Here is a 26710-nt window from a genome sequence, read left to right on the forward strand (position 1 = left end):
CTCATGAAAATAGCATTTCATCAGCCATGCAAGACCTATCAACGCCCCGGGGGACTCGCCAGATGGCAGGGCTGTCAGATCACGCAAAAACACTGAGCCTCCGGGTCAACTGGCTGGTCGAGCGGGTCTGCGTGGCGCTGCTGGTCCTTCTGGTGCTCGACGTCTGGTTGGGCGTGCTGGTGCGCTACGTGATCCCGCTGCCGCTGACCTTCACCGAGGAGTTGGCGCGCTACCTGATGATCTGGATGGCGCTGCTGGCGGTGTCCTCGGGCATCGCCTACCGCGAACATATCGGGGTCGAGTTCGTGTTCGGCCGCCTGCCGGCCCCGGTGCGGCGCTGGTTGGCCGTCGCCTTCGACGTCATCGCGTTACTCTTTTTCTTTGCGCTGTTCTTCTACGGCATCGGATTCACCATCAAGGGCTTCTCGCGCCTGACGATGATCTACGCGATCCCCAAGGGCTGGGCCTTCATGGGCGTGCCCCTCGCCGCGTTCATGGCCTGCGTTCAGCTGCTGCTGATCGGCATCCACGATTTCCTTGCCGAAGAACCGCCCAGTTCCACCGGCGTGTCCGACGCCACCATGGCCCTGAGGGGAGAAGAGTGATGGGTGCAGCCCTTGTCGCAATCGCGTTCTTCGGCCTAATGGCCCTTGGCATGCCGGTCGGCATCTCGATCGGGGTCGCGGGGATGATCGGCATCCTCGAGATGGGGCCGCGCTTCATGCAGATGGCGCCGGACCGGATCTTTGCCGGGCTCGACCTGTTCCCCTTCCTGGCCATGCCGTTCTTCATCCTCGCGGGCGAGATCATGAACCGGTCCGGCATCACGATGGGGCTGGTGCGGCTGGCCGATGCGCTGGTGGGCTGGATGCGCGGGGGGATGGCGCATTCGAACATGGTGGCGTCCGTGATGTTCGCGGGCATCACCGGCTCGGCCACCGCCGACGCCGCCGCCTTCGGCAACACGCTGGTGCCGGCGATGGAGAAAGCCGGCTACACCCGCCGCTACGCCGCCGCCGTGACGGCCGCCGGGTCCATCATCGGCCCGACAATCCCGCCCTCGACGCTGGCGATCATCTACGGGTCCATCATGGGCGTGTCGATTGCCGGGCTTTTCGCTGCCGGCATCCTGCCGGGGTTGTTGATCTGCGCCATCTGCATGGCCGTGATCGCGCTGCACGCCAAGAAAAAGAACCTGCCCAAAGGGCAGGGGCGGCCGAGCTTCGGCATCGTCATCAAGGCCCTGCGCGAAGGTTTCCTGGCGGCGATGCTGCCGATCTTCATCCTCGGCTCGATCCTGGGCGGCTTTGCGACCCCCACCGAGGCCGCCGCCATCGCCGTGGCCTATGCCCTCGTCGTCGGCGGGCTGGTCTACCGCGCGCTGACCTGGAAGGACCTTTACGAAGTCGCCGTGCGCACCACGCGCATCACCGGGGTGATCTTCCTCATCATCGCCTCGGCCACGATCCTTGGCTGGTGGATGACCTTCAACCGCATCCCGCAGGCCATCGCAGCGGGGCTGCTGTCGGTGTCGGACAACCCGCAGGTCATCATCGCGCTGATCCTGCTGCTCTTGCTGGTCATCGGCCTTGTCATGGACATCAACGCCACGCTCATCATCCTCGCCCCCGTGCTGGCGCCGCTCACCGTGCAGATCGGCATGGACCCGGTGCACGCGGGCATCATGATCATCCTCGCGCTCAATATCTCGCTGATGACGCCACCCGTGGGGGCCTGCCTCTTCGTGCTCGCCTCGGTCACCGGGGAAAAGGTGGAATCCATCACGCGCGAGCTTTGGCCCTTCATCCTGGCCGAGGTCGGCATCTTGCTGGTCGTCGCCTTCTGGTCGGATCTCACGCTTTTCATCCCAAGACTGCTGGGCCTCTGAGCCCGGCACCAAGATTAACAGGAGAGGACAAGACATGACCTTCATGAAGACCACCGCAACCGCCGTCGCGGCGCTGTGCCTTGCGGCGCAAGCCTATGCTGCCGACATCACCCTGCGCCTGGCGCACCTGAACCCCGAGGACCCCTTCGCCAGCCATTCCGGCGCCATGGCCTCGGTCTTCAAGAGCCTCGTTGAATCGAACTCCAACGGCCGGATCGAGGTGCAGCTGTTCCCCAACGGCCAGCTGGGCAAGGACAACGAGGTGATCGAGCAGGTGCGCTCGGGCCTCGTGGAATCGACCATCTCGTCCTCGGGCGGCATGGCGCAGCATTACCCGCTGGTCGGCGTCTTCGACATTCCCTTCGCCTTCCCGAACATCGGGGTGGCCTCGGACGTGATCGACCTCGCCAGCCCCTTCGGCGAGAAATTCGCCGCCGATCTCGAGGCCAAGACCGGCCTCAAGGTGCTGGGCCTGCTGGATTCGGGCGGTTTCTTTGCCTTCACCTCCTCCAAGGGCCCGATTGCCTCGGTCGAGGACATGGAGGGCCAGCGCATCCGCACCATGACCCTTCCGACGCACGAGGCGATCATCTCGTCGCTGGGTGGCCAGCCGACCGCGCTGCCCTGGGCCGAGGTCTATACCGCGCTGCAGACGGGCGTGGCGGACGGCCAGATGAACCCGGTTCCGATCATCGCCTTTGCCAAGTTCGACGAGGTGCAGAAGTTCCTGTCGGTCACCAACCATCTGATCACGCCCTACATCTGGACCATGAGCCCGGATTTCTATGACAGCCTGAGCGCAGAGGACCAGTACCTGGTCACCTGGGCCGCCGAGGTCGCAACCGATGCCGGCCGGTCGATGAGCCGCGTGATCGAGGCCTCGGAAAAGGGCCTGCCGGCGCTGGCCGCCAAGATGGATGTGAACGTCGTCACCCCCGAGGAACAGGCCAAGTTCGCCGCGGCTGCCCAACCCGCCGTCCGCGCCCTGATCGAAGAGAAATACGGCGCCGAAGGGATCGAGATGCTGGACTCCATGCTGTCCTCGATCGACGCGGCCAAGTAAACACACACTCACGGAACAGGGACCCGGGCGACGCGCCCGCCCGGGTCGATAGACACGACCGACGCCCGAGGACCACATGACCACCGAGATCACCCGCTTTGCCGGCACGCCCGAGGCGTTCACGCTTTGCACCAATGCCGCGGCCTCCAAGGCGGCGCCCTGGACGCCGGCGCAGGACGCGATCCTTAGCGATGCGGGCCTCGCCGCCGCGCGCGAGACGATCACCGGCTGGCCCGGCTACGCGCCGACGCCGCTGGTGGCGCTGCCCGCGCTGGCCCAGCGGATCGGCGTGGCCGAGATCCGGTTCAAGGACGAAGGCGGACGGTTCGGGCTGGGCAGTTTCAAGGCCCTCGGCGGCGCCTATGCCGTGGCGCGGCTGCTGCGCGCCAAGGTCTCCGACGCGCTCGGGCGCGACGTGGGGATGGAGGAGATCACCGGCAAGCAGCATCCCGGGATCGTGTCGCAGATCACCGTCTGCTGTGCGACCGACGGCAACCACGGCCGGTCCGTCGCCTGGGGCGCGCAGACCTTCGGCTGCGCCTGTGTGATCTTCATCCACGCCACCGTCTCGGAAGGGCGCCGTGCGGCCATTGCCGCCTACGGTGCCGAGGTGCGGCGCTGCAAAGGCAATTACGACGATTCCGTCCGGGAGGCGCAGGAAACGGCCACCCGCGAAGGCTGGTTCGTGGTGTCCGACACCTCCTACCCGGGCTATATGGAGGTGCCCAAGGACGTGATGCAGGGCTATGAGCTGATGGCGGACGAAGCCGTCTCGGCCATGCAGACGCCCCCGACCCATATCTTCCTGCAGACCGGCGTCGGCGGCATGGCGGCCGCCGTGACCGCGCATGTCGCGCGAAAGTTCGGCGCCGCGCGCCCGACCATCGTGCTTTGCGATCCTGATCGGTCGGCCTGCGTGCTCGCCTCGATCCGGGCAGGCACGCCCACGGCGGTCGAAGGCGATCTCGACACGCTGATGGCGGGTCTTGCCTGCGGCGAGGTTTCGGCGCTGGCGTGGGAAATCCTGCGTGACCACGCCGACGCGGTCATGGAAGTCACCGACGACGAAGCCGTCGCCGCGATGAAATGGCTGGCCTTCCCGACAGGGGGCGACACGCCCGTCGTGGCCGGTGAATCCGCCGTGGCGGGACTGGCCGGATTGGCGGTCGCGATGAAGGATGCGGAGGCGCGGGCCATGCTCGGCCTCGACGCCACCTCGCGCGTGCTGGTTTTTGGAACTGAAGGTGACACCGACGCCGCGCTTTACGAACAGCTCATGGGCACCACGGCCGCGCAGGTCCGGGGCGCCGCATGACTCCCGACATCTCGCTACCCCGGCTGATGGAGAGCCTGCGGTCGCTCGGCCAGGTCGGCGCGCTGGACGGCGGCGGGGTCTGCCGCCTTGCGCTGACCGATGCCGACAAGGCCGGGCGCGACTGGCTGGTGGCACGGATGGAAGGGCTGGGCCTCACCGTCCATATCGACGCCATCGGCAATATCTGGGGCATCCGGGCCGGGCACAGCGACACGGCGCCGGTCATGATGGGCTCGCATATCGACACGGTCGCGACGGGCGGGCTCTACGACGGCGCGCTTGGGGTGCTCGCCGGGCTCGAGGTCATCGCGACGCTGAACGCCGCCGGGGTCGAGACCGATCTGCCCCTCGCCGTCGCCGCCTTCACCAACGAAGAGGGCGCGCGCTTTGCCCCCGACATGATGGGGTCGGGCGTGCACCAGGGCGCTCTGGACCTCTCCGAGATGCTGGCGACCCGGGCCACCGGCGGCACCGCAGTGGTGGGCGAAGAGCTGGCGCGCATCGGCTATGCCGGCACCGCGGTCCCGTTCACGCCCGCCGCCTATCTCGAGCTGCATATCGAACAGGGTCCGGTGCTGGAGGTCGAAGGCCTCCGTATTGGTGCCGTAACCTCGGTCCAGGGCATCCACTGGACCGAGGTTACGGTGACGGGACAGACCAATCACGCCGGGACCACGCCCATGGCGCTGCGCCGGGACGCGGGGCAGGTGGGGTTCGCCATCGCCCGCGCCGCCGATGCCATCGCCGCGCGGCTCGGGCCGCCACAGGTCGCCACCGTGGGCGTGTTCGAGCTGTCGCCGGGGCTGGTGAACGTCGTCCCGGGTACCGCGCGCCTGACCGTGGACATGCGCAACACCGATGGCGATGTGCTGGACGCCGCCACGGAGGAACTGCTGGCCGAGGCGCAGGCGCTGGCCCAAGCGGCGGGCTGCACGATAGACATCCGCCCGCTGGCGCGCTTTGCGCCGGTCGTCTTCGACGCGGGCCTCGTGGACAAGGTCGCGCGGGCCGCCGAGGCGCGACAGCTGCCCACGCGCCGGATGCCCTCGGGCGCGGGGCACGATGCGCAGATGTTCGCGCCCAATTGCCCGACCGCGATGATCTTCATCCCCTCGGCCGGGGGGCTCAGCCACAACATCAACGAACACAGCGACGAAGACGACATCGGCGCGGGGGCGCAGGTCCTGTGCGATGTCGTCTGCGACCTTGCAGGAGCACAGATATGAGCCGGAAATTCATCGTCGCGGGCGCGCAGCTGGGGCCCATCGCCAAGGACGAACCGCGCGCCTCGGCCGTCGCCCGCATGTGCGCGCTGATGCGCCGCGCCCATGCCCAGGGTGCCGCGCTGGTGGTGTTCCCGGAACTCGCCCTGACCACCTTCTTTCCGCGCTGGTACGAGACGGAGCCCGCCAAGATCGACTGCTGGTTCGAGACCGAGATGCCGAACGCCGACACGGCGCCGCTGTTCGCACTGGCGCGCGAGCTCGGCATCGGCTTTCACCTTGGTTATGCCGAGCTGACCCCCGAGGGGCGGCATTTCAACACTGCGATCCTTGTCTCGGACAAGGGCGAGATCCTGGCCAAGTACCGCAAGATCCACCTGCCGGGCCATGCCGAGAACGAACCCTGGCGGCCGTTCCAGCATCTCGAGAAATACTATTTCGAAAAGGGCGACCTCGGCTTTCCGGTCTTCGACGCCTTTGGCGGCAAGCTTGGCATGTGCATCTGCAACGACCGCCGCTGGCCCGAGACCTGGCGCGTGCTCGGCCTGGGCGGGGCCGAACTGGTCGTGCTGGGCTACAACACGCCCTCGCATTACGTGCCCGCGCCGGAACATGATCATTTGCAGTATTTCCACAACGAGCTGTCGATCCAGGCCGGGTGCTACCAGAACGGCCTCTGGGCCGTGGCCGTGGCCAAGGCGGGGGTCGAGGAAGGCTCGGACCTGATCGGCGGCAGTCTCATCGTCGCGCCCACGGGCGAGATCCTGGCCCGCGCCGCCACGGTCGGCGACGAGGTGATCACCGCCGAGGTCGACCTGGACCGCTGCGCCGAGATCCGGGCGAATGTCTTCAACTTCGACCTGCACCGCCAGCCCGAGGATTACGCGGCGATCACCGCGCCCAAGGGGTAGGGCAGTTGCGCGGCGCCCCGCCGGATGCGACCCTTGCCGTTGAACACCGTTCAGACAGCGAGGGCCGCGCGCCGCCATGGATTCCAAGGACCACATCGGCCAGCGCCTGCTGACCGCCTATGACGACCTGCCGCGCGGCGAGCGGCGGCTGGCCGACCTGCTGCTCGAGGACCTCGGGCTTATCCGCTATTCCTCGGCCGGGGAGCTTGCGGCGCGGGCCGGGGTGTCCAAGGCCACCGCCTCGCGCCTCTTCCATCGCTTGGGCTACAGCGGGTTCCGCGCCATCCTGCAAGAGGTGCGCGAGAGCCCGCCGGTGAGCCCGGTGAGCCACGAGAACCCGCTGGGCGATGTGCCGCTCAGCATGGGCGCCTACCTCGATGCCGAGGTGCAGCACCTGATCCGCACCTTCGAGGTGCTGCGCCCCGACGACCTGACCCGCGCGGTCAAGCTCTTGCGTGACGGCGAAAAGCTTTGGGTCGTGGGCTTTGGCGAAGACTACCCGATCGCCCATTTCGCCCGCTCGCTGCTGATCAAGCTGCGGCCCGACATCCGCATGATCCCGCTGGGCGGCTTCCCGATCCCCGAGGAATTCGCCTCGATCACCGACAAGGACACTGTGCTGGCGCTGGGGGCCGGGCGGCGCACGCAGGATTTCCACAACGTGGTCAGCTCGGCCGCCGAGGCCGGGGCGCGCATCGTGCTGGTCACCGGAACGCTCGCGAAAGGCGACCAAAAGAACGCCTCGGTCATCCTGCGCGGGCGCACCTCTGGGCCGACTCTCTTCGGCTCGCTCACCGCGCCGATCAGCCTGGTCACCTACCTTTGCGCGCGACTCGCGTCCGAGCTGGGTTTTCCGGCTGCTGACAGATTGCGCGCCATTGCCTCGATTCATGCAGAGTGGGACGAGGTCGAGGACGACGACGCCTGAGCGGTTTCATTCCCACGTCCATTCCCGGCTGCGCGCCCGTGTGAAAGCATCAGAAATGAAAATGAACATTTCGCTTGTGAAATTTATCTTGCCAGAGATGCAAGCCACATGCGCCAATTTCCACGCAGGCGCCATTGGGGGCGCCGCCGACATGGGAATGGGAGACGATCACATGAGAACGACCCGGAAAAGAATTCTGGGCCCGGCTCTGGTCGCTGCAACGCTGGCCTCGGGCCACGGGGTCGCGGCGCAAGAGCTGGTCTGGGCACGCTACGGCGATGCCGATTCACTCGATCCGCACCGCGCGACGAGCACGCTGTCGATGCAGGTCTGGGACCAGATCTACGACACGCTCCTGGCCTTCGACATGGAGGGGACGCCCGGCCCCAACATGGCAACTTCGTGGGAGGTAAGCGAGGACGGGCTGGAATACACCTTTGCGCTGGCCGACGGGATCCTGTGCCATGACGGCACGCCCTTCGACGCCAATGACGTCAAGTTCACCATCGACCGGGCCTTTGGCGACAACCCGAGCCTGACGCGCACCTCCTGGGGGCCGATCACCGGGGTCGAGGTGCTGGACCCGCTGAGCGTCAAGGTCACGATGAGCTCCAAGTTCGGGGCCTTCCTGCCGTTCCTGGCCGACAGTTTTTCGTCCATGGTCTGCGACACCAACACAGCCGATACCTTCGGGTCGTCCACCGCCATCGGCACGGGGCCGTTCAGCCTGGTCGAATGGGTCAAGGGCGATCAGATCGTGCTGGCCAAGAACCCCGAGTTCACCAACCTCGGCGATCCGGTCGACAACCCCGGTGCGCCCTATATCGACACGCTGATCATCCGCACCGTGCCCGAGCCGCAGACGCGCCTGGCCGCCCTCCGGACCGGAGAGGTGCATATCGCCGAGCCGCCCTTTGACGACGTGCCGGCGATCCAGCAATCGGGCGATCTTGACATCATCGTGGCCGAGAACACCGGCCAGGACGTGTTCTGGGAATTCACCGTCTCGCGCCCGCCCTTCGACGACATCCGCGCGCGTCAGGCCGTGGCCTATGGCACCGATCCGCAGATGGCCATCGACATCATCTACAGCGGGCTGACCAACCGCGAATGGTGCCCCGTGGCGCGCGGGGTCTTCGGCAATGACCAGGAGTTCTGCGAGCAATACGGCTATCCGTATGATCCCGACAAGGCGATGGAGCTGCTGGCGGAGATGGGCTACGGGCCGGACAACCCGCTTGAGACGACGATGTTCGTCTGGACGGGCGGCAACCGTCACAAGCTGGCCGAGATATTTCAGGCGCAGCTGGCCCAGGTCGGCATCAACGCGGCGATCGAGATCATGGACATCGGGACAATGAATGCCCGCGTCAAGGAACAGAACGAAAGCCCCGACGATCCGTCCCCCGGCACCTTCGACATGATGACCTGGTCCTGGTACGACCCGGACATCCTCTACCAGCTCTGGCATTCGCCCGGCGCCTATTCCGGCTTCCAGAACGCCGAGCTGGACGCGATGCTCGAGGAAACCCGCACCACCATCGAACCCGGCGCGCGGCTCGAGAAGGTGCAGGCGGTCATCAAGTACCTCATGGAGAACGCCGTTCACGTCGGCCTCTATTCGCCCGGCTGGGAATGGGTCTTTGCCGTGCGGCCCGAGGTCGAGGGCTTCAAGATCGGCCCCTTCCTCCACCCCATCTTCACCGACGTGAAGATCGAAGGCTGAACCGAGCGGGCCGCGCGCAGGTTTGCCCGGCGCGCGGCTCACAATTCCCCGACAGGAGGCCCCATGGCCCGTTTCATCGCGCAACGCCTGCTGGCGGCGCTGGTCACGATCTGGATCGCCACGATTGCCGTGACGCTGCTGATCCACCTGGTGCCGGGCGACCCGGTGCGGATCATGTACGGCAGTTTCCAGACCACGCCCGAGCAGCTGGAGGAAATCCGCCAGCGCCTCGGCCTCGACCAGCCGATCTGGAAGCAATACCTCTATTACCTCGGCCGCCTGGCGCAGGGGGACCTCGGCCGCTCCATCGTGGGCGATCAGCCGGTGGCCGATATCCTGCTGACGCGCTTCCCGGCCACGCTGGCCCTGACGCTGACCAGCCTTGTCATCGCCGTGGTCGTGGGCATGTCGCTGGGGTTCCTGGCGGCCTACAAGCGCGGCACCTGGGTGGATGCCGGGGCCATGGTGCTGGCGGTCATCGGCGTGTCGATGCCGCATTTCTGGCTTGGCCTGCTGTTGCTGTTCCTCTTCGCGCTGCAACTGGGCTGGCTGCCCGTCGCGGGGGGCGACTGGAAAAGCCTGATCCTGCCCGCGCTCACGCTGGGTCTTGCCAATGCCGCCGTGCTGGCACGCATGACCCGGTCGGCCATGATCGACATCTTCGACCAGGATTTCGTCCGCACCGCCCGCGCCAAGGGGCTGCCCCGCGCAGTCGTGCTTTACCGTCATGCGCTGCGCTCGGGCCTTGTGCCCATCGTGTCCATGCTGGGCCTGCAATTTGCGTACCTCATGGGCGGCGCCATCGTGGTCGAGAATGTCTTTGCCTGGAACGGGGTCGGGCGGCTGGCGATCCAGGCGGTGTTCGCCCGCGACTACCCGCTGATCCAGGGCTTCATCCTGTTCTTCGCCACCGTGGTTGCGCTGGCCTCGGTCATCGTGGACGTGGCCTATGCCTTCCTCGACCCCCGCATCCGGTATTCGTGACATGACTGACACCGTGACCCTTGCGGCCCACCCCGAGGACGCCGCCAGCGCCCGCAAGACCGGCTTTTTCCGTGCACTCCTGTCCAGCCCCACCGGCATCATCGGTCTTGCCATCGTCGGCCTGCTGTTGATCGTCGCCCTGGCCGCGCCGCTGCTGGCGCCGCATGACCCGCTGCGCATGGCCGCCGGGCCGCGCCTGCAGCCGCCCAGTTGGCAGCATTGGATGGGCACCGACGATTTCGGCCGCGACGTGCTGAGCCGCATCATCTACGGCGCGCAGCTGACGCTGCAGATCGGCGCCATCGCGGTCGGCATCTCGCTGACCTCGGGCCTCTTCCTGGGCCTGGTCGCCGGCTACGCCTCGGGCTGGGCCGAGAAGGTCCTGATGCGCCTTGTGGACGTGCTCTTTTCCTTCACCGAGATCGTGATCGCGCTGGCCTGCCTTGCCATCTTTGGCGTGGGGCTGACCAACGCGATGATCGCCATCGGCATCGCCTCGATCCCGTTCTACGCGCGGGTGACGCATTCGGTGGTGCTGGTGGAAAAGAACAAGCCCTATTTCGAGGCCGCCGTCGCCGCCGGCGCGGGCCATGGCCGGCTGATCTTTCGCCACCTGCTGCCCAACGTGGTGCCGACGCTGATCGTGGTCGGCACGCTGGGCGTCTCGACCGCCGTGCTGGCCGCTGCGGGCCTGTCGTTCCTGGGCCTTGGCGCGCAGCCGCCGCAGCCGGAATGGGGTTTCATGCTGTCATCCAGCCGCGACCTGATCAGCCGCGCGCCCTGGATGATGATCTTTCCCGGCCTCGCCATCGCCTTCACCGTCCTCGGCTTCAACCTGCTGGGCGATGGCGTGCGCGAGGCGCTGGACCCCAGGCAGAGGCAGCGATGATGGACCGTGACACACTTCTCGACGTGCGGGACATGACCGTCGCCTTCGGCAAGGGGCGCAACCGGAACGTCGCCGTTCGGGGCCTCAGCTACACGCTGAAGAAGGGCGAGACGCTGGCCATCGTCGGCGAAAGCGGCTCGGGCAAGAGCGTGTCGTCCATGGCGCTGCTCGGCCTTCTGCCCCCCAACTCGGCCAGCATCGAGGGCGGCACCGCCACCTTCCACGGCCGCGACCTGCTGAGCCTGCCGGAAAAGGACCAGCGCAGCCTGCGCGGCGACCGGATCACCATGATCTTCCAGGAGCCGATGACCTCGCTCACGCCCGTGTTGCGGATCGGCATCCAGCTGACCGAGGCGCTGATCGAGCACAAGAACATGACCAAGGCCGAGGCCGAAGCGCGGGCGCGCGAGATGCTGGTGCTGGTCGGCCTCGACCGGCCCGAGCACCGGATGCGGCAGTTCCCGCACGAGCTGTCGGGCGGCATGCGCCAGCGCATCATGATCGCCATGGCCATGGCCGCCGACCCCGAGATCCTGATCGCGGACGAGCCGACCACCGCGCTGGACGTGACCGTGCAGGCGCAGATCCTCGACCTGATGCGGACGCTCAAGCGCGAGTTCGGGACCTCGATCATCCTGATCACCCACGACATGGGCGTTGTGGCCGAGATGGCCGACCGCGTCGTCGTCATGAACCGCGGCGAGAAGGTCGAGGAGGGGCCGGTGGCCGAGATCTTTGCTGCGCCCCGGCAGGAGTACACAAAGCGGCTGCTCGCCTCGGTGCCGCGTCTCGGGACCATGGCCGGGACTTCCGCACCGCGGACCGTCGTGGCCGAGCCGCGCCAGGTCGGCGAGGTGCTGGTCCGCGCCGAGGGGCTGAACAAGACCTTTGCCGAGCGCAGCTGGCTCTTCGCGCCTGCCAAGCCCGGCACGGTGGCCATGAAGGACGTCGGCTTTGATCTGCGCGCGGGCGAGACGCTGGCGCTGGTGGGCGAGAGCGGGTCGGGCAAGTCAACCACCGGCCGTGCCGTGCTGCGGCTGATGGAGGTCGACACGGGCCGGATCGAGATCAAGGGCACCAATGTGCGCGGCCTGGGCGTGGCCGGCCTGCGCCGGGCGCGGCGGCAGATGCAGATGATCTTCCAGGACCCCTTCGCCTCGCTCAACCCGCGCATCAGCGCGGGCGGGCTGGTGGCCGAACCGATGGTGATTCACCGCCTCGCCTCGGGCCGCGAACTGGAGGACCGGGTGGAGGAGCTGTTCCTGCGCGTCGGCCTCGAGCGCGACCATATCCGCCGCTATCCGCACGAGTTTTCCGGCGGGCAGCGCCAGCGGCTCTGCATCGCCCGCGCGCTTGGCGTCGGGCCAGAGCTGATCGTCGCGGACGAACCGACCTCGGCCCTCGACGTGTCGGTGCAGGCGCAGGTGCTGGACCTGATGCTCGAGCTGCAGCAAAGCCTTGGCCTCGCCTATCTCTTCATCAGCCACGACATGGCGGTGGTCGAGCAGATGGCGCATCGCGTGGCCGTCATGCGCAAGGGCCAGATCGTCGAGATCGGCGCGCGGCAGGCGGTGCTGAACGACCCGCAACACCCCTATACCCGGGCGCTGCTGGCCGCCGTGCCGGTGCCCGATCCGGGCCGGGTGCGCGGCGCGCTGCCCACGCTCGACCTCGCCACGCTGCCCACCGGACCGCTGGCCGAGGTCGCGCCCGGCCACATGGTCGCGCAATGACCGTCGGCATCGCCGTCTCGGGCCCCGGCGCCGTGCCGGCCGCGCTGGCCGCGCTTGGCGCCATCGAGGCAGTGGGGCGCGGCGCCATCGGCGGTTTCGTCAGCCTTGTCGCCATCGCGGACGGCGCGTTGCTGACGGCCGGCGTGCAACGCGGCGGGACAGGGGCGTTGCGCCCGGACACCCTTGGCGCGCCTTTCGCCGAGGCGCGGCTGGCGGCGCTCATGTCCTCCGGCCCCGACCGGCCCGAGCCGCTGGTGCAGTTCACCCCCGGCGACGCCGCCGTGGGGCTGATGACCGGGCACCGGCTGCCCAACATGCCGGGGCCCGGAGGCACGCCGCCAAACCTCGTGGCGCTCGGGGCGATGCGCAGCGGTGCCGGCGTGGTGGAGGCCATCGAAATGGCGCTGGCCGAGGCACCGGAGGCCGACGCCGGCCTCATCGCCATGGACCTGTCGGGCCGCATCGCGCTGGCCAACAGCGCGCTCGTCGCGCGCCGCGACGACATCGGTGCGGCGCTGGTCGAAGATCCGGGCGCGGGCCTGTCGATCGGTGTGCTGCACAATTCCATCTTTCCCGCCCGTGGGTTGGCCGAGGTGGCCGTCGCCGCCGCGCTCGACCTCGCCGCGCCCGCCGATGCCATCGACGGCGAAGCACGGCTGGTCGGCGAAAGCGTGACGCTTGGCGACATGCGCGCGCTGGACCTCGCCTCGGACGGATCGGTCGCCGCGATCACCGTGGACGACCCGACCTGGCTGGGGCCTGCCTGGGAAGGCTCGGTCGTACTGCGCGGCGATCCGGTCCTGCGCTACGGCCGCCCGGTCGGCCGCATCACGCGCGAGGTCTATTGCCGGCTGGAAAACGGCCGTATCATCGGCGCGCGCGGCGGTGAGATGGCCGCCTGGCGAAAGGACCTGGAATGACCCGGGCAGACCTCCTGATCCGCGATGCGACGGTTCACGACGGATCGGGCGCGCCGGGGCGCGTACTGGACGTGGCAGTCACGGGCGACCGGATCGTCGCCATCGGGCCGAGGCTGGACATCGCAGTGGCCGAGGTGATCGACGCCGCCGGCCTTGTGTTGGCACCCGGGTTCATCGACGTGCACACCCATGACGACATCGCCGTGCTGACCCGGGCGGGATCGACGCCCAAGGTCAGCCAGGGCGTCACCACCGTGGTCACCGGCAATTGCGGCATCAGCGCCGCGCCCTCGCCGCTGCTAAGGCGCGACGTGCCGGTGCCCCCGCTGGACCTGTTGGGTGATGCGGCCACCTTTGCCTACCCGCGCTTTGCCGACTACCTCGCCGCCGTGTCCGCTGCCGGCCCGGCGGTGAACGTCGTTCCGCTGGTGGGCCACACGGCGTTGCGGGCGCGGGCGATGGACAGCCTCGACCGCCCCGCCACGGACGAAGAGATCGCCGCGATGCGTCGCGACCTCGTCGATGCGCTGGAGGCGGGCGCGATTGGCCTGTCGACCGGGCTGGCCTATCCACCGGCCAAGGCCACCGCCACGGCCGAGCTGATCGCGCTGGTGGGCGACGTGGCGGCAGCGGGCGCGCTCTGGACGACCCACATGCGGGACGAACGCAGCGGGGTCGTCTCGGCCGTGGCCGAGACCATCGACATCGCCCGGCGCACCGGGTCGCGCACGCTGATCTCGCACCACAAATGTTGCGGTGAGGCGGCGTTCGGCCTGTCGCAGACCACGCTGTCGATGATCGCCGAGGCGCGGGCCGAGCTGACGCTGGACCTCGACGTCTATCCCTACACCGCCAGTTCGACCGTTCTGATCGAGACCTTTGCCCGCGATAGCCGCCAGGTCACGGTCACCTGGTCGGACCCGCACCCCGAGATGAACGGGCGTGACCTGGGCGACGTCTCTGCCGAATGGGGCCTGTCGCAGACCGAGACCATCGAACGGCTCAAGCCCGGCGGGGCGATCTATCACCAGATGGACGACGGTGACCTCGACCGGATCCTCGCCTTTCCGCCCAGCCTCGTCGGCTCGGACGGGCTGCCGCGCGACCGGCGGCCGCATCCGCGGCTTTGGGGGACCTTCCCGCGCGTGCTGGGGCATTTCAGCCGGGACCGGGGGCTGATCCCGCTCGAGACGGCCATCGCCAAGATGACGGGCCAGACGGCCAGGGTGCTGGGGCTGACGGATCGGGGGCTGGTGCAGGAAGGCTACTATGCCGATCTTGTGCTTTTTGATCCCGGGACGGTGATCGACACGGCCAGCTACGACGACCCGACCGCGCGGGCGACGGGCATCCACACTGTCTGGGTGAATGGCAAGCCATCGTGGTCGGACGGCGCCCCTGCGGATGCCGGCATCGGCAAGCTGCTGACGCGCTGAGGGCGCGCGGCCGGAACCAAGCCCCCTCATCACACATCACAACTTGGATAATGTTTGACCATCCACACCCGGAAACCGGGGGGGAAGTGGCGGAGAGACAGGGATTCGAACCCTGGGTGGGCTTGCACCCACAACGGTTTTCGAGACCGCCCCGTTCGACCACTCCGGCACCTCTCCGCGGGGGTCGTGGGGCGCCGTTTAGCCAAAGCCATGGGGGCGTGCAACAGCAAATTTGCGCCTTTCCGCCGGGGCGCTTGGATTTCCGCGCCGGGGCCCTTAAATTCAGGGAAACCCAGCCCGAGGACCGCCCCAAATGCTTCGACCCCTTGCCGCCCTGACCTTTGCCGCCGGTGTGACATTCGCGCCGCCGACCTGGGCCGCGCCGCTCGATGACCTGGCCGCCGCCGTCGGGATTCCCGAGGTTGTCGCGCTGATGCGGGCAGAAGGGCTCGACTACGGCGCGGAGCTGGGCCGCGACATGGGCGTCGAGGGGATCGGCCCGAGCTGGCAGAACACCGTGTCCGAGATCTACGACGCCGCGCTGATGGAAGAGGCCGTGCGCGCGGGCTTCGACGAGGTGATGGGCGATGCGGACCTCGGCCCGCTGCTGGCTTTCTTCGAGGACGGGCCGGGCGCGCGCTTTGTCGACCTGGAGTTGTCGGCCCGCGAGGCGATGCTGGACGAAAGCGTCGAGGAGGCCGCCCGCGACGGGTTCCGCGAGATGGAGGCGGCCGAGACCCCGCGCTACCAGCTGATGCGCGACTTCGTCGAGGCGAACGACCTGATCGAGTGGAACGTCGAAGGGGCGCTGAACGCGTCGTATGCCTTCTATGCCGGGCTCTCGGCCGGTGGCGCGATCGACGTGCCCGAGGACGAACTGCTGGCCGAGGTCTGGGCGAGCGAGCCGGATGTGCGCGAGGACACCCGCGAATGGGTCTACGGCTTTCTGCTGATGGCCTATGGCCCGATGAGCGACGACGATCTGCAAGCCTATACCGATCTGTCGCAGACCGAGGCCGGGCAGCGGCTGAACCGCGCGCTGTTCCGCGGGTTTGACCTGATGTATACCGACATTTCCCGTGCCCTGGGGCTGGCCACGGCCCGGGCCCAGCAAAGCCAGGAATTGTGACCAAAGGTCCTTGACTCGCGCGGGGTTTGCCCCGATAAGCGCGGCCTCAGGCCGGGGCTCACGCTCCGGCGCTTTCGTTGTAACCAAAGTCCCCTGGCGGGGGCGCGCAGTTCGGGGCAGGGCAGTCGCCCTCAAACGCCGGGAAGCCTTGCAAAGGTGACCGGGGCCGAAGGACGCGGAGAGAAAAGGAAGACTACATGTTCGCGGTTCTGAAAACCGGCGGCAAGCAGTACAAGGTCTCCTCGGGCGATGTGCTCCGGGTCGAGAAGCTGGCCGCAAATGCTGGTGAAAAAGTCCAGTTCAACGATATCCTGATGCTGGGTGGCGACACCGTCACCGTCGGCGCACCGCTGGTCGCCGGCGCGGCCGTGCAGGCCGAGGTCATCGATACCATCAAGGCCGACAAGGTCATCACCTTCGTCAAGCGTCGCCGCAAGCACAGCTCGCAGCGGACCCGTGGCCACCGTCAGCAGCTGACCCTGCTGCGCGTCACCGACATCCTGGCCTCGGGCGCTGATGCGACCGGCGTCAAGGCCGCCCTCGGCGCCGCATCGGCCCCGAAATCGGCCGCCGCAGCAGCCCCGGCTGCCGCCGCACCGGCAGCCGCTGGCGACGACCTGACCCAGATCACCGGTGTCGGCCCCGCCGCCGCCAAGAAGCTGAACGAAGCCGGCATCAACACCTTCGCCGACCTGGCGGCCGTGGATGCAGAGACCTTCGAGGCCACCAAGGTGAAGCCCGAGTGGGTCGAACAGGCCAAAGAACTGGCCAAGTAAGAGGAGACTGACCAAATGGCACATAAAAAAGCAGGTGGTTCGTCCCGTAACGGTCGCGACTCCGCGGGTCGTCGTCTGGGCGTCAAGCTGTACGGTGGCCAGTCGGCCATCGCCGGCAACATCATCGTTCGCCAGCGCGGCACCAAGTGGTGGCCGGGCGAGGGCGTCGGCATGGGCCGCGATCACACCATCTTCGCGACCGTCGACGGCAACGTGACCTTCCACAAGGGCCTCAAGGGCCGCACCTTCATTTCGGTGCTGCCGCAAGCCGAGGCCGCTGAATAACAGCCGACCCGAAGGCATGAGACACACGGGGGATCGGCTGGAAGACCAGCCGGTCCCCCGATCCGTTTCCGGCGGAGGAGGGGCCGGCGGAAACGACAGATGCGCAGAGGAGGACCCGCGCATGACCTTGGAAATGACCTCGCTGCCGACCATCGCGGCAGACCGGTTCGACCTGCGGCCGCTGCGGCGGTCCGATCTCGGCATGATCGAGTTCTACGGCGCCGACGAACGGCTGGCGCGGATGACCCGCTCCATCCCGCACCCGCTGCCACCCGGCTCGGTCGAGGCCTTCATCACCCGTTGCCTCTCGCCCGACCGGGAGGAGGAGGTCTGGGTCATGGACGGCACCCGTGACAGCGGGACCGAGCTCATGGGCCTCATCTCGCTCGAGCGGATGGAGGGCAACCAGTCCGAGATCGGCTACTGGGTCGCGCCGGCCTACTGGAACACCGGTGTCGCCTCCGAAGCCGTGCGCGCGCTGGTCGAGGCGAACCCGCTGGGCAACCGCACCTATTTCGCGTCGGTCTTCCAGGACAACCTGGCCTCTGCCAAGGTGCTGACCAATTGCGGTTTCGAGTACCTGGGCGATGCCGAGACCTTCTCGGTCGCCCGCAATGCAAACGTGCCCACCTGGACCTACCTGCGAAAACTGGGCTAGTCCCGCCGCGCGCGGCGCGCTAAAGGCGGGATCGAATGAGGGCGTGAAGCCCGGAAAGCGACGGATCATGAAGTTCCTCGATCTCGCCAAGGTCTACATCCGCTCCGGGTCGGGCGGGGGCGGCTGCGTCAGCTTCCGCCGCGAAAAGTTCATCGAATTCGGCGGCCCCGATGGCGGTGACGGCGGCAACGGCGGCCATGTCTGGGTCGAGGCGGTGGACGGGCTGAACACGCTCATTGACTTCCGCTACCAGCAGCATTTCTTTGCCGACAACGGCCGGCCCGGTGCCGGCCGGCTTCGTACCGGTGCCAGCGGTGAGGACATCGTGCTACGCGTGCCCGTCGGGACCGAGATCATCGACGAGGACGAGGAAACGGTGATCGCCGACCTCGCCACGCTCGGCGACCGGGTCCAGCTGGCGCGCGGCGGCAATGGCGGCTTCGGCAACGCCCATTTCAAGACCGCGACCAACCAGGCCCCGCGCCGCGCCAACCCCGGGCAGGAGGGCGTGGAGCGCACGATCTGGCTGCGTCTGAAACTGATCGCCGACGTGGGCCTGCTGGGCCTCCCCAACGCGGGCAAGTCGACTTTTCTGGCCGCCACGTCCAACGCGCGGCCCAAGATCGCCGATTACCCGTTCACCACGCTGCACCCCAACCTTGGCGTGGTCGGTATCGACAACACCGAATTCGTCGTGGCCGACATCCCCGGCCTGATCGAGGGCGCCTCCGAAGGGCGGGGCCTTGGCGACATGTTCCTCGGCCACGTCGAACGCTGCGCGGTGCTGCTGCACCTCGTGGACGTCACCTCGAACGAGTATATCGAGGATTACCGCACCATCCTGGGCGAGCTTGACGCCTATGGCGCGGGCCTGAACGAAAAGCCGCGCGTGACCGTGCTGAACAAGGTCGATGCGCTGGATGACGAGATGCGCGCCTTCCTGCGGGACGAATTCATCGCCGAAACCGGCGTCACGCCGCTGCTCATGTCTGGCGTCAGCCGCGAAGGCACCGACGAGGTGTTGCGCGCCCTGCGGCCCTACGTGGACGCCAACCGCGCGCCCGTGGTCGAAGAGGACGAAGAATACGGGGACGGCGAATGGCGGCCCTGAGCGACGCGAAACGGCTCGTCGTCAAGATCGGCTCGGCCCTGCTGGTCGACCGGGTGACCGGCACGCTGCGGCGCGACTGGCTGGAAAGCCTCGCGGCCGACGTGGCCCGGCTGCGGTCGCGCGGCACACAGGTGGTGCTGGTCTCCTCGGGCTCCATCGCGCTTGGCCGTGCGACCCTGCGTCTGCCCGCCGGCACCCTGCCGCTGGAACAAAGCCAGGCCAGCGCCGCCGTCGGCCAGATTCGCCTGGCCCGCGCCTACGAGGAGGTGCTGACGCCCCACGGCATCGTCACCGCGCAAGTGCTTGTCACGCTGGAAGATTCCGCCGACCGCAGACGCTACCTCAACACCCGCGCGACGCTCGAAACGCTGGTGGGCCTCGGCGCGGTGCCCATCGTGAACGAGAACGACACCGTCGCCACGGATGAAATCCGCTATGGCGACAATGACCGGCTCGCGGCTCAGGTCGCGGTGACCGTAGGCGCCGACCAGCTGGTGCTCTTGTCGGATGTGGACGGGTTCTACTCGGCCAACCCCACGACCGACCCGAACGCCCGCCGCTACGACGTGATCGACGAGATCACGCCCGAGATCGAGGCGATGGCCGGCGACGCCGGATCGGGCCTCAGCAAGGGCGGGATGAAGACTAAGGTCATGGCGGCCCGCACCGCCACCGCCTCGGGCTGCGCGCTGGCGATCACCGAAGGCTCGCGCCTGAACCCTCTGGCCGCGCTGGAAAACGGCGCCCCGGCCACCTGGTTCACGCCGCATCTCGACCCGCATGCCGCGCGCAAGCGCTGGATCGCGGCGATGAAACCGCAGGGCACGCTGACCATCGACGCCGGCGCTGCCCGGGCGCTGGCGCAGGGCAAATCCCTGCTGCCCGCCGGGATCAAGGGCGTTCAAGGCGCCTTCGGCCGCGGCGATCCGGTCATCATCCGCGATGAAAGCGGTCGCGAGCTGGCCCATGGCCTCACCCGCTACACCGCGGCCGAGGCGCGGGCCATCCTTGGCCACCACAGCTCAGAGATCGAGGCGATCCTCGGCTACCCAGGCCGCGCGGCCTTGATTCATCGCGACGATATGGCACTCTGAAGATCCCCCTTCATCTTGCCGATAAACTCCGGGGGCGCGGGGGCTGGCCCCCGCATCCGACCTCACCGCAAGGACCATGCCCATGAAAGACCTCGCCGACATCCCCGCCCTGATGACCGAGATCGGGCAGCGCGCGAAAGCCGCCGCTGCCACGCTGGCCTTCGCCCCGTCGCAGGCCAAGCGCCAGGCGCTGGAGCAGGCGGCCGAGATCATCCAAGAGCGCCGGGCCGAGATCGTCGCGGCCAATGAAAAGGACCTCGCCTTCGGCCGGGAAAAGGGCCTGACCGACGCCATGATGGATCGCCTCAAGCTCGACGATGCCCGCATCGAGGGCATCTGCGATAGCCTGCGCGCCGTGGCCGAACAGGACGACCCGGTCGGCGAAGTGCTGGCCGAATGGGACCGCCCCACCGGCCTGCACATCAAGCGCGTCCGCACCCCGCTGGGCGTGGTCGGCGTGATCTACGAATCCCGCCCCAACGTGACCGCCGACGCGGGCGCGCTCTGCCTCAAGTCCGGCAACGCGGTGATCCTGCGCGGCGGGTCCGAAAGTTTCCACACCTCATCCGCGCTGCATGCCTGCATGGTCGAGGGGCTGAAGGCCGCGGGTCTCCCCGAGGATGCGATCCAGATGGTCCCGACCCGCGACCGCGCCGCGGTCAAGGAACTGCTGACCATGACCGATTACGTCGATGTCATCGTGCCCCGTGGCGGCAAGGGGCTTGTCGGCCTGGTCCAGCGCGAGGCGCGGGTGCCGGTCTTTGCCCATCTCGAAGGGATCGTGCACATCTACGTCGATGCCTCGGCCGACCCGGTCAAGGCGCTGGACGTGGTGATGAACGCCAAGACCCGCCGCACCGGCATCTGCGGCGCGGCCGAATGCCTGCTGATCCACCGCGATATCGTGGCCACGATCGGGCAGGGGCTGATCCGCGCGCTGCTGGACGCGGGTGTGCGCGTCCATGCCGATGAAACCCTCGCGCGGATCGACGGCGCCGTCCCGGCCACGGCCGAGGACTGGGGCCGCGAATACCTCGACATGGACATCGCTGCCAAGGTGGTGGACGACGTGGACGCGGCCATCGCGCATATCCGCCAGTACAGCTCGTCCCACACGGAATGCATCATCGCCGAAGATCCGGCCCCCGTCGCCCGGTTCTTCGAGCGGGTGGACAGCGCGATCCTGATGCACAACGCCTCGACCCAGTTCGCGGACGGGGGAGAGTTCGGCATGGGCGCCGAGATCGGCATCGCCACCGGCAAGATGCATGCGCGCGGGCCGGTGGGCGCGGCGCAGCTGACCAGCTTCAAGTACCTGGTGACCGGCGACGGCACGACCCGGGCGTAAACGTCGGGTCTTCCCGACGAAAAAAACGTCGGGTCTTCCCGACGAAAAAAAAACGTCGGGTTTGTCCGACGAAAAAGCGTCGGGTTTCTCTGACGGGCAAACGTAGGGTCTTCCCGACAGGCAAACGCAGCCCTGTCCGGGCGGGCCGGGCAGGGCGCTCGGCTCAGACCGTGAGGCGCAACAGCTCGTTTTCCTGTTCGAAGGACACGCTGCGTCCGAGGGTCAGCGCCAGGACCGGCAGCAGCGCGAATTGCACCTGCGCCGGGGCCAGTGCCTTGCGCGCGGCGGGATCGTCCAGCGCGACCCAGACCTCGGGCTCGATGCGCAGGGGCGATCCGTCCGTGACGATGCGCCAGCGGCGGGCCGAGTAATCCACCGTGACCTTGCCGCCCCGTGGCAGGGCCGTTTCGGCGCAGAGCAGGCCGAGGAAGGCCAGCTGGATCTCGGCCCGGTCCATGTCGCCAGTCGGCCCGTAATCGTAGCTGAGCCGCCCGCCTTTCGACAGCGCGTCCAGCACCTTGATCACCTCGCCTCGCGACATCGACTGGCCGCGCCCCGCGGCGCCGAAGGCGACACGAAAGAAGCGGATGCGCGCATTGGCATTGGCGCAACTGTCGGCGATCAGCGCCATTTCCGGCCCCGTGGTCGTACCCTGGCTCATCTCGAGCAATTCCAGCCCGTTGGTGATCGCGCCGATCGGGCTGATCAGGTCATGGCAGATCCGCGACCCTATCAACGCCGCCAGATCCACGTTACTGTCCGTCATTGAACGCTCCTGCCGGATAGGGACCTCATGACCGACCTCAACGCCTTTCTCGAACCCGGCATGCTGGTGCGGCATCCCGCGCATCCCGAATGGGGCACGGGCCAGGTCCAGTCGCGCATCGGCGCGCGGATCACCGTCAACTTTCCCGATGCGGGCAAGGTGGTGATCGATGGAACGGTGGTCGGTCTCATGCCGGTGATAAAGCCCTGAGTTGGTTTACGAATGGTTAACGCCCGCTTGAGCTTTGTAAAGGGGGCGAAAACCCGCCAAAGTGCGCCGGTTGCCAAGGCGCGGCCCCTTGCCTAAAAGCCCTGTCAGCACGGCCGTGAAGGGGGGAGAGACGCACGTGGCAGAGCCCGATTTCGAGCTGTCTCTGGCCCGCTCGGCCGAGGACCTGCGCGCCGCGCAGCGCCTGCGTTACGAGATCTTCGTCCAGGAGCTGGGCGGCGGCGGGGCCATGGTCGACCATGACAACCGGCTGGAAATCGACCGGTTCGATCCGTTCTTCGACCACCTCCTGTTGCGCGACCGCAGCCGTGACCATGCCGTGGTCGGGGTCTACCGCCTGCTGCGCTGCGACCAGGCCAGGGCGGCCGGGCAGTTCTATTCCGAGGATGAATACGACCTGTCTGTGCTGCGTCAAAGCGGCCGCAAGCTGCTCGAACTGGGGCGGTCCTGCCTGCATGCGGATTACCGGGGCGGGGCGGCGATGTATCACCTTTGGGGCGGACTTGCCGATTACGTGGCCGAGCACGGGATCGAGATCCTGTTCGGTACCGCCTCGTTCCACGGCGCGGACCCCGAGGCGCATGCGGATGCGCTGTCGCTGCTGTATCAGCGCCACCTTGCCCCCGAGGACCTGCGCGTCACCGCCCGCCCCGAGGCGCGGGCCGAGATGAACCGCGTTCAGGAAAGCGAGCTCGACCGCAAGGCGGCGATGCTGAAGATCCCCGCGCTGATCAAGGCCTATCTGCGGCTGGGCGGCGTGGTGGGCGATGGCGCCTGGATCGACCGCGCCTTCAACACCACCGACGTTTGCCTGGTCATGGACACCGCCCGCATGAACCAGCGCCAGCGCGCGCTGTACGAACGGGACCGCGGCTGATGGTCACCTGGGAGGGCGGAGACTACCCCGACGAGCCGAAGATCACCCCGCTGGGCTGGGGGCTGGTCGTGCTGCGCGGGCTCGTGCTGGCTGCCGTGGTCTTTGGCGGGCTGGCGCTGCTGCTGACCCTGCGTCTGATCGAACGGCCGATCTTCGGGCTGAACCGTCCCTGGACACCCTGGATCACCCAAGGGGTCTGCCGCGCGGCCTTTGTCATCCTTGGCATGGGGTTTTCGACCTCGGGCCAACCGATGAAACAGCCCGGCGCGGCGGTGGCGAACCACGGGTCGTGGCTCGACATCTTCGCGCTCAACGCCCGCAAGCGCATCTACTTCGTGTCGAAATCCGAGGTCGCCAACTGGCCCGGCATCGGCTGGCTGGCGCGGGCCACCGGCACCGTCTTCATCAACCGCGACCGGCGCGAGGCCAAGGCGCAGACCGATCTTTTCATGGAGCGGATCGAGGCGGGGCACCGGCTGGTGTTCTTCCCCGAGGGTACCTCGACCGATGCATCCCGGGTGATCCCGTTCAAGACCACGCTGTTCGAGGCGTTCTTTCGCCACAGCGCCAGCGCCGATCTGCATATCCAGCCGATCACGCTGGCGTATCACGCGCCCCCGGGCGCCGATCCGCGCCATTACGGCTGGTGGGGCGACATGTCTTTCGGAGCGCACCTGCTCAAGGTGCTGGCGACGCCGCGGCAGGGCCGGGTCGCGATCACCTATCATCCGCCGGTCCGGATCGAGGATTTCGAGAACCGCAAGGCCCTTGCACGGCATCTGGAAACCATCGTCCGCAATGGCCTTCGCGCCGCCTTCCCGGAGCGGCAGATCGGCGACAGCTAGCCCCCGCGTCAAAGCGTTCCATGTCCCGAATGTGATTGGACGCGGGCCGCCGCGCCCATATAACGGGTCCATGATTACGGAACTCGGTCACTTCGCCCTCGCGCTTGCGCTTGTCGTCGCTCTTGTCCAGGCCATCGTGCCGATGGTGGGGGCGCATCGGCGTCACGCCGGGTGGATGGCCGTGGCGGAACCGGCCGCCAATGCGCAATTCCTGCTGATCGCGCTGTCCTTTGCCGCGCTGACCTATGCCTTCGTCACCTCGGATTTCAGCCTGCAGGTGGTGGTCGCGAACTCGCACAGTGCCAAGCCGATGCTCTACAAGATTTCGGGCGTCTGGGGGAATCACGAGGGGTCGATGCTGCTCTGGGTGCTGATCCTGGCCCTGTTCGGCGCCTGTGCCAGCTGGTTCGGCGGCAACCTGCCGCCCTCGCTCAGGGCCCGGGTGCTGGGCGTGCAGGGGGCGATCGGCGTGGCCTTCCTGGCCTTCATCCTCTTTACCTCGAACCCCTTCACCCGCATGGCCGTGGCGCCCTTTGACGGGCAGGACCTGAACCCGCTGCTGCAGGACCCGGGCCTCGCCTTCCACCCGCCGTTCCTCTACCTCGGCTACGTGGGCCTGTCGGTGTCCTTCAGCTTTGCCGTCGCCGCGCTGATCGAAGGCCGCGTGGACGCCGCCTGGGGCCGCTGGGTGCGGCCCTGGACGCTGGCGGCCTGGGTCTTCCTGACCATCGGCATCGCGATGGGGTCGTGGTGGGCCTATTACGAACTGGGCTGGGGTGGCTTCTGGTTCTGGGACCCGGTCGAGAACGCGTCCTTCATGCCCTGGCTCTTTGCCGCCGCACTGCTGCATTCGGCCATCGTGGTGGAAAAGCGCGAGAGCCTGAAAGCCTGGACGATCCTGCTGGCCATCCTCGCCTTCGGCTTCTCGCTGATCGGGACGTTCATCGTCCGCTCGGGCGTCATCACCTCGGTCCATGCCTTCGCCAACGACCCCGAGCGCGGGGTGTTCATCCTGGCCATCCTCGCGATCTTCACCGGCGGCGCGCTGACGCTCTTTGCCGCCCGCGCCGGCACAATGGAGGCGAAGGGTGTCTTTTCGCTGCTCAGCCGCGAATCCGGGCTGGTGGCGAACAACATCCTGCTGGCGGTGTCGTCCTTCGTCGTCTTCATCGGCACGATCTGGCCGCTGGTGGCCGAGATGTTCCTCGACCGCAAGCTCAGCGTCGGACCGCCGTTCTTCAACATGGCCTTCACGCCCTTCATGATCGTGCTGGGCCTGATCCTGCCCATCGGCGCCATGCTGCCCTGGAAACGGGCCAAACTGGGCCGGGTGATGCGGCAACTGGCGCCGGCCTTCGTGCTGGCGCTGGCCATCGGCGGGCTCGCCTGGGCGATGCAGACCGGGCGCAGCCTGATGGGCCCCGTGGGCCTGTTCCTTGGCACCTGGCTGGTCTTTGGCGCGCTCACCGATCTCTGGACCCGCACCGGGCGCGACCGCGACCTGACGCGCCTTCTGCGTTTGCCGCGCGCCGACTGGGGCAAGGCCGTGGCCCATGCGGGCCTTGGCGTGACCATGCTGGGCGTCGCCGGGCTGATGGCCTGGGAAGAGGAAGACATCCGCACCGTCCAGTTGAACGAGCCCTGGACCGTCGGCGCCTTCGAGCTGGTGCTGACCGCCGTGAACCGCGTCGAGGGGCCGAACTACATCTCGACCATGGGCGACGTGACCCTGCGCCAGGACGCGCAGGACATCGCCTCGTTGCACCCCGAGAAACGCACCTACCCGGTGGCGCAGATGCCGACGACCGAAGCGGCGATCGACTACCGGTTCCTGCGCGATGTCTACGTGGTGATCGGCGATGCACAGGCCGACGGCGGCTGGGCCATGCGAACCTATATCAAGCCGCTGGCGAACTGGATCTGGGCCGGCTCTCTGCTGATGGCGCTTGGCGGCACGCTGAGCCTCAGCGACCGCCGCTTCCGCGTCGCCGCCGGGGCGCGGCGCGAACCCAAGGGGGTTCCGGCGGAATGACCCGGGCCGGCCGGTGGTGGGCAAAATGCCCAGCCTTCATCCTTGCCCTGATGCTGGCGTTCTCGGCGCCCGTCCTCGCCGTCACCCCGAGCGAGGTGCTGGACGACCCGGTGCTCGAATCCCGTGCGCGCGAGATCTCAAAGGGCCTGCGCTGCCCGGTCTGCCAGAACGAAAGCATCGACGAATCCAATGCCTCGGTCAGCCATGACCTGCGGGTACTGGTGCGCGAACGGCTGGTCGCGGGTGACAGCAACGAAGAGGTCGTGGACTACATCGTCGCCCGCTACGGCGAGTTTGTCCTCCTGCGCCCCGAGACCGGCGGCGCCAACATCCTGCTCTGGGCCGCCGGGCCGCTGATGCTGCTGATCGCAGGCGGGGTCGGGATCACGTACCTGCGCCGCCGGTCCCGCGCGCCGGGCACGGCCGAGGCGACCTTGTCAGAGGCCGAAGAGGACCGCGTCCGCGCGCTTCTCGACGAGTGACGCGGCGTTTCTAGGTGCGCCCGACGCGCCAAGGCCCTATCCATGGGCCAACGCGCTACGTCG

At 67.8% G+C, this 26710-nt stretch carries 26 protein-coding genes and 1 tRNA gene; 25 read left to right on the forward strand and 2 right to left on the reverse strand.

Translation table 11 applies throughout. The annotated features are described in order from the left end of the window. Window positions 1-62 precede the first annotated feature (62 nt). The 13 genes from MF270_RS08075 to MF270_RS08135 all read left to right on the forward strand — a co-directional run bounded on the left by MF270_RS08075 (window position 63) and on the right by MF270_RS08135 (window position 15016). Window positions 63-605, forward strand: a complete 543-nt coding sequence (locus tag MF270_RS08075; protein ID WP_238365368.1) for a TRAP transporter small permease — start codon at window positions 63-65, stop codon at window positions 603-605. Next, complete coding sequence (locus tag MF270_RS08080) at window positions 605-1888, forward strand: TRAP transporter large permease (RefSeq protein WP_238365369.1); 1284 nt, start codon at window positions 605-607, stop codon at window positions 1886-1888. Before MF270_RS08075 ends, MF270_RS08080 begins: the two co-directional genes overlap by 1 nt. A 34-nt stretch (window positions 1889-1922) precedes the next feature. After that, entirely contained in the window at window positions 1923-2951 is a 1029-nt protein-coding gene (locus MF270_RS08085; protein ID WP_238365370.1) for a TRAP transporter substrate-binding protein, read from the forward strand. A gap of 76 nt (window positions 2952-3027) precedes the next feature. After that, window positions 3028-4266 carry a diaminopropionate ammonia-lyase gene (locus MF270_RS08090; protein WP_238365371.1) on the forward strand — a complete coding sequence of 413 codons (1239 nt, stop codon included), beginning with the start codon at window positions 3028-3030 and terminating at the stop codon, window positions 4264-4266. Next, window positions 4263-5492, forward strand: coding sequence for a M20 family metallo-hydrolase (locus MF270_RS08095; RefSeq protein ID WP_238365372.1), 1230 nt, complete (start codon window positions 4263-4265; stop codon window positions 5490-5492). The genes MF270_RS08090 and MF270_RS08095 overlap by 4 nt, the downstream gene beginning before the upstream one ends. After that, window positions 5489-6400 (forward strand): N-carbamoyl-D-amino-acid hydrolase, encoded by a 912-nt coding sequence (locus MF270_RS08100; protein WP_238365373.1) that lies wholly within the window; start codon window positions 5489-5491, stop codon window positions 6398-6400. Before MF270_RS08095 ends, MF270_RS08100 begins: the two co-directional genes overlap by 4 nt. Window positions 6401-6476: 76 nt before the next feature. After that, entirely contained in the window at window positions 6477-7328 is an 852-nt protein-coding gene (locus tag MF270_RS08105; protein WP_238365374.1) for a MurR/RpiR family transcriptional regulator, read from the forward strand. A 172-nt stretch (window positions 7329-7500) separates the two neighbouring features. After that, the gene (locus MF270_RS08110) at window positions 7501-9054 is read left to right on the forward strand and encodes an ABC transporter substrate-binding protein (protein WP_238365375.1); all 1554 of its coding nucleotides are present in this window, start codon (window positions 7501-7503) and stop codon (window positions 9052-9054) included. A gap of 63 nt (window positions 9055-9117) precedes the next feature. Next, entirely contained in the window at window positions 9118-10038 is a 921-nt protein-coding gene (locus tag MF270_RS08115) for an ABC transporter permease (protein ID WP_238365376.1), read from the forward strand. A 1-nt stretch (window position 10039) separates the two neighbouring features. Beyond that, window positions 10040-10927, forward strand: a complete 888-nt coding sequence (gene nikC, locus MF270_RS08120; RefSeq protein WP_238365377.1) for a nickel transporter permease — start codon at window positions 10040-10042, stop codon at window positions 10925-10927. Then, window positions 10924-12660, forward strand: a complete 1737-nt coding sequence (locus MF270_RS08125) for an ABC transporter ATP-binding protein (protein ID WP_418887867.1) — start codon at window positions 10924-10926, stop codon at window positions 12658-12660. Before nikC ends, MF270_RS08125 begins: the two co-directional genes overlap by 4 nt. Then, window positions 12657-13580: a DUF6963 family protein gene (locus tag MF270_RS08130; RefSeq protein WP_238365379.1), complete on the forward strand. Its 924-nt coding sequence runs from the start codon at window positions 12657-12659 to the stop codon at window positions 13578-13580. Before MF270_RS08125 ends, MF270_RS08130 begins: the two co-directional genes overlap by 4 nt. Then, complete coding sequence (locus MF270_RS08135; protein ID WP_238365380.1) at window positions 13577-15016, forward strand: N-acyl-D-amino-acid deacylase family protein; 1440 nt, start codon at window positions 13577-13579, stop codon at window positions 15014-15016. The genes MF270_RS08130 and MF270_RS08135 overlap by 4 nt, the downstream gene beginning before the upstream one ends. 87 nt (window positions 15017-15103) lie before the next feature. On the opposite strand, the gene MF270_RS08140 is transcribed toward MF270_RS08135, so the two are convergent. After that, window positions 15104-15193: transfer RNA gene (locus MF270_RS08140), tRNA-Ser, on the reverse strand. A gap of 136 nt (window positions 15194-15329) precedes the next feature. On the opposite strand from MF270_RS08140, the gene MF270_RS08145 reads away from it, so the two are divergent. The 7 genes from MF270_RS08145 (at window position 15330) to MF270_RS08175 (ending at window position 21417) form a co-directional block, all read left to right on the forward strand. Beyond that, the gene (locus MF270_RS08145; protein ID WP_238365381.1) at window positions 15330-16145 is read left to right on the forward strand and encodes a DUF2059 domain-containing protein; all 816 of its coding nucleotides are present in this window, start codon (window positions 15330-15332) and stop codon (window positions 16143-16145) included. 197 nt (window positions 16146-16342) lie between these two features. Next, window positions 16343-16921: a 50S ribosomal protein L21 gene (locus MF270_RS08150; RefSeq protein ID WP_238365382.1), complete on the forward strand. Its 579-nt coding sequence runs from the start codon at window positions 16343-16345 to the stop codon at window positions 16919-16921. Window positions 16922-16936: 15 nt separating this feature from the next. After that, window positions 16937-17206 (forward strand): 50S ribosomal protein L27, encoded by a 270-nt coding sequence (rpmA, locus tag MF270_RS08155; RefSeq protein WP_238365383.1) that lies wholly within the window; start codon window positions 16937-16939, stop codon window positions 17204-17206. A 121-nt stretch (window positions 17207-17327) separates the two neighbouring features. Further along, entirely contained in the window at window positions 17328-17864 is a 537-nt protein-coding gene (locus MF270_RS08160) for a GNAT family N-acetyltransferase (protein WP_238365384.1), read from the forward strand. Between the two features lie 67 nt (window positions 17865-17931). Next, complete coding sequence (gene obgE / locus MF270_RS08165; RefSeq protein ID WP_238365385.1) at window positions 17932-18975, forward strand: GTPase ObgE; 1044 nt, start codon at window positions 17932-17934, stop codon at window positions 18973-18975. Next, window positions 18963-20069: a glutamate 5-kinase gene (proB, locus tag MF270_RS08170; RefSeq protein WP_238365386.1), complete on the forward strand. Its 1107-nt coding sequence runs from the start codon at window positions 18963-18965 to the stop codon at window positions 20067-20069. Before obgE ends, proB begins: the two co-directional genes overlap by 13 nt. Before the next feature lie 82 nt (window positions 20070-20151). Next, window positions 20152-21417, forward strand: coding sequence for a glutamate-5-semialdehyde dehydrogenase (locus MF270_RS08175; protein WP_238365387.1), 1266 nt, complete (start codon window positions 20152-20154; stop codon window positions 21415-21417). A gap of 163 nt (window positions 21418-21580) precedes the next feature. Here the strand turns inward: MF270_RS08175 and MF270_RS08180 are convergent, their stop codons facing one another. Continuing rightward, a complete protein-coding gene (locus tag MF270_RS08180; RefSeq protein WP_238365388.1) occupies window positions 21581-22183 on the reverse strand; it encodes a histidine phosphotransferase family protein in 603 nt (200 codons plus the stop codon). A gap of 27 nt (window positions 22184-22210) precedes the next feature. Between MF270_RS08180 and MF270_RS08185 the strand changes: the two genes are divergently transcribed. The 5 genes from MF270_RS08185 (at window position 22211) to MF270_RS08205 (ending at window position 26647) form a co-directional block, all read left to right on the forward strand. After that, the gene (locus tag MF270_RS08185) at window positions 22211-22393 is read left to right on the forward strand and encodes a DUF3553 domain-containing protein (RefSeq protein ID WP_238365389.1); all 183 of its coding nucleotides are present in this window, start codon (window positions 22211-22213) and stop codon (window positions 22391-22393) included. Window positions 22394-22529: 136 nt separating this feature from the next. Next, complete coding sequence (olsB, locus tag MF270_RS08190) at window positions 22530-23288, forward strand: L-ornithine N(alpha)-acyltransferase (RefSeq protein ID WP_238365390.1); 759 nt, start codon at window positions 22530-22532, stop codon at window positions 23286-23288. Continuing rightward, window positions 23288-24133 carry a lyso-ornithine lipid O-acyltransferase gene (gene olsA / locus MF270_RS08195; RefSeq protein ID WP_238365391.1) on the forward strand — a complete coding sequence of 282 codons (846 nt, stop codon included), beginning with the start codon at window positions 23288-23290 and terminating at the stop codon, window positions 24131-24133. Before olsB ends, olsA begins: the two co-directional genes overlap by 1 nt. Before the next feature lie 70 nt (window positions 24134-24203). Further along, the gene (locus MF270_RS08200; RefSeq protein ID WP_238365392.1) at window positions 24204-26165 is read left to right on the forward strand and encodes a heme lyase CcmF/NrfE family subunit; all 1962 of its coding nucleotides are present in this window, start codon (window positions 24204-24206) and stop codon (window positions 26163-26165) included. Window positions 26166-26215: 50 nt separating this feature from the next. Beyond that, window positions 26216-26647, forward strand: a complete 432-nt coding sequence (locus MF270_RS08205; RefSeq protein ID WP_238365393.1) for a cytochrome c-type biogenesis protein — start codon at window positions 26216-26218, stop codon at window positions 26645-26647. Window positions 26648-26710 lie beyond the last annotated feature (63 nt).

This window comes from Mesobacterium pallidum (assembly GCF_019966535.1).
Classification (GTDB): Bacteria; Pseudomonadota; Alphaproteobacteria; order Rhodobacterales; family Rhodobacteraceae; genus Mesobacterium; species Mesobacterium pallidum.

What these genes read in the sequence shown, in the direction of transcription:
- MF270_RS08075 (WP_238365368.1), top strand. Translation starts at nt 63, where the DNA reads ATGGCAGGGCTGTCAGATCACGCAAAAACACTGAGCCTCCGGGTCAAC.
- MF270_RS08080 (WP_238365369.1), top strand. Translation starts at nt 605, where the DNA reads ATGGGTGCAGCCCTTGTCGCAATCGCGTTCTTCGGCCTAATGGCCCTT.
- MF270_RS08085 (WP_238365370.1), top strand. Translation starts at nt 1,923, where the DNA reads ATGACCTTCATGAAGACCACCGCAACCGCCGTCGCGGCGCTGTGCCTT.
- MF270_RS08090 (WP_238365371.1), top strand. Translation starts at nt 3,028, where the DNA reads ATGACCACCGAGATCACCCGCTTTGCCGGCACGCCCGAGGCGTTCACG.
- MF270_RS08095 (WP_238365372.1), top strand. Translation starts at nt 4,263, where the DNA reads ATGACTCCCGACATCTCGCTACCCCGGCTGATGGAGAGCCTGCGGTCG.
- MF270_RS08100 (WP_238365373.1), top strand. Translation starts at nt 5,489, where the DNA reads ATGAGCCGGAAATTCATCGTCGCGGGCGCGCAGCTGGGGCCCATCGCC.
- MF270_RS08105 (WP_238365374.1), top strand. Translation starts at nt 6,477, where the DNA reads ATGGATTCCAAGGACCACATCGGCCAGCGCCTGCTGACCGCCTATGAC.
- MF270_RS08110 (WP_238365375.1), top strand. Translation starts at nt 7,501, where the DNA reads ATGAGAACGACCCGGAAAAGAATTCTGGGCCCGGCTCTGGTCGCTGCA.
- MF270_RS08115 (WP_238365376.1), top strand. Translation starts at nt 9,118, where the DNA reads ATGGCCCGTTTCATCGCGCAACGCCTGCTGGCGGCGCTGGTCACGATC.
- nikC (WP_238365377.1), top strand. Translation starts at nt 10,040, where the DNA reads ATGACTGACACCGTGACCCTTGCGGCCCACCCCGAGGACGCCGCCAGC.
- MF270_RS08125 (WP_418887867.1), top strand. Translation starts at nt 10,924, where the DNA reads ATGATGGACCGTGACACACTTCTCGACGTGCGGGACATGACCGTCGCC.
- MF270_RS08130 (WP_238365379.1), top strand. Translation starts at nt 12,657, where the DNA reads ATGACCGTCGGCATCGCCGTCTCGGGCCCCGGCGCCGTGCCGGCCGCG.
- MF270_RS08135 (WP_238365380.1), top strand. Translation starts at nt 13,577, where the DNA reads ATGACCCGGGCAGACCTCCTGATCCGCGATGCGACGGTTCACGACGGA.
- MF270_RS08145 (WP_238365381.1), top strand. Translation starts at nt 15,330, where the DNA reads ATGCTTCGACCCCTTGCCGCCCTGACCTTTGCCGCCGGTGTGACATTC.
- MF270_RS08150 (WP_238365382.1), top strand. Translation starts at nt 16,343, where the DNA reads ATGTTCGCGGTTCTGAAAACCGGCGGCAAGCAGTACAAGGTCTCCTCG.
- rpmA (WP_238365383.1), top strand. Translation starts at nt 16,937, where the DNA reads ATGGCACATAAAAAAGCAGGTGGTTCGTCCCGTAACGGTCGCGACTCC.
- MF270_RS08160 (WP_238365384.1), top strand. Translation starts at nt 17,328, where the DNA reads ATGACCTTGGAAATGACCTCGCTGCCGACCATCGCGGCAGACCGGTTC.
- obgE (WP_238365385.1), top strand. Translation starts at nt 17,932, where the DNA reads ATGAAGTTCCTCGATCTCGCCAAGGTCTACATCCGCTCCGGGTCGGGC.
- proB (WP_238365386.1), top strand. Translation starts at nt 18,963, where the DNA reads ATGGCGGCCCTGAGCGACGCGAAACGGCTCGTCGTCAAGATCGGCTCG.
- MF270_RS08175 (WP_238365387.1), top strand. Translation starts at nt 20,152, where the DNA reads ATGAAAGACCTCGCCGACATCCCCGCCCTGATGACCGAGATCGGGCAG.
- MF270_RS08180 (WP_238365388.1), bottom strand. Translation starts at nt 22,183, where the DNA reads ATGACGGACAGTAACGTGGATCTGGCGGCGTTGATAGGGTCGCGGATC.
- MF270_RS08185 (WP_238365389.1), top strand. Translation starts at nt 22,211, where the DNA reads ATGACCGACCTCAACGCCTTTCTCGAACCCGGCATGCTGGTGCGGCAT.
- olsA (WP_238365391.1), top strand. Translation starts at nt 23,288, where the DNA reads ATGGTCACCTGGGAGGGCGGAGACTACCCCGACGAGCCGAAGATCACC.
- MF270_RS08200 (WP_238365392.1), top strand. Translation starts at nt 24,204, where the DNA reads ATGATTACGGAACTCGGTCACTTCGCCCTCGCGCTTGCGCTTGTCGTC.
- MF270_RS08205 (WP_238365393.1), top strand. Translation starts at nt 26,216, where the DNA reads ATGCTGGCGTTCTCGGCGCCCGTCCTCGCCGTCACCCCGAGCGAGGTG.